The sequence below is a fragment of the Streptomyces sp. NPDC127084 genome (genome assembly GCF_042724175.1).
GTDB lineage: Bacteria > Actinomycetota > Actinomycetes > Streptomycetales > Streptomycetaceae > Streptomyces.
On record NZ_JBHXFA010000360.1, the window covers coordinates 1 to 1,436 of the forward strand.

Genomic DNA, 1,436 nt, shown 5'->3' on the forward strand with positions numbered 1-1,436 from the left:
GCACTCCGGGCAGGCGGACCGGATCGGACCACGGTCCGGCCGGATGGCTGGCCGTTAAGTGCTGTTTGCGGTGCCTGCTCTCATTGGTGACGATCAGCCAGAAGCGGCCGTCGTGGTGGCGGAGGGTGGGTGCGTAGATTCCGCCCGAGGACGGGGCGTCCAGCGGACGGCGCAGCTGGCTCGGCCGGTCGAGCGCGTTGCCGATCTGAGCCCAGTTCACGAGGTCCCGACTGTGGAAGATGGGCACCCCGGGGAAGTACTCGAAGCTGGAGCAGGCGAGGTAGTAGTCCTCGCCCGCCCGACAGACGGAGGGGTCGGGATGGAAGCCGGGGATCACCGGGTTGCTGATGGTGTTGGCCTTCTCGGGCTTGCTCGACACCCTCATCGAATCCTTACGTTGTTGGTGGGTTGGTTCAGTGGTGAAGTTGGACGACCACGATCGAGTAGGCGGGTACCGTCTGGCGGGTCGCGCTGCCCGTCGTCGCGGAGCCGATCGACGTTGCGTTCTTGAGGTACGAGTACACGGTCGGGGTGGCGGCAGACGGGCTGAACCCGCTGTACGACAGGGTGACCGTCGCGGCGTTGACCGGGTCCTTGTTGATGAGCATGACGCTGAGGTCGCCGTTGGCCCGCCGCACGGCGTGCGCGGAGACGGTCGAGGTCGAGCCGGTCGCCCGGACCAGCGTGTCGCCGGGTGCACCCAGTTTGGTGATCATCCAGGTGCCGTAGTACGGCGCGAAAGGTGTGTTCAGGGGCGGCTCGCAGGACGCGCCGCTGGAGAGGATTCCGCCGTCGTCGTAGTCCGTGGCGCCTTCGACCGTGGTCACGTGGGTGCAGTCGGTACCGTTGTGCAGATTCCACCAGTCGACGGTGAACGCGCCGTTCTCCATCCAGGTCAGGTACTCGTCCGGTGCGAACAGGCCGTTCGGGGATGTGTCCTTGTAGGCGTTGGCGTTGACCTCCGTCACCGCGATGCCCACGTTGAGCGCGTTGGTCCCCGCATACTGGTTGATCAGTGAGCGCAGGGTGGCGGCCATGTTCGGGATCTCCGCCTGGGGCTTACCCAGCAGGTCCGCCTGGCTGTTGCCGATCGGGTAGTGGTGCACGATCACGAAGTCGAGCTTCGATCCGGCGATCGACAGGACCGTGTGGTTCCAGTCCGTCACGTCGCCCGGTCCCGTGATGCCGTCCGGCCACGCTCCGGGGGTGGTCAGGACTGCGCCGATCTTGATGGACGGGTCGACGGCTTTCATGGCGGTGGCGTACTGGACGAGGTTGGTCGCGTACGTCGTGGCGGACTTGCTCGCATGGTGGTCGGTTTCCCAGGTGGCGCCGTAGAGGCCGTTGCCGTAGACCTCGTTGCCGATCTCCCAGTACTTCGCCCCGTAGCCCTTGGTCACGTTGGCGTACCGCACCCAGGCCGCGGCCTCCTCGGG

General features: G+C 66.3%; 1 protein-coding gene and 1 pseudogene. Both read right to left on the reverse strand.

Features of this window, described 5'->3' with window-relative positions; all coding sequences use genetic code 11:
* Positions 1 to 385: family 43 glycosylhydrolase (locus ACFWI9_RS34200; RefSeq protein WP_387169182.1), on the reverse strand; the 385-nt coding region annotated here is incomplete at its 3' end.
* Between the two features lie 28 nt (positions 386 to 413).
* Positions 414 to 1,436: pseudogene (locus ACFWI9_RS34205) on the reverse strand (hypothetical protein); the annotation flags it as partial.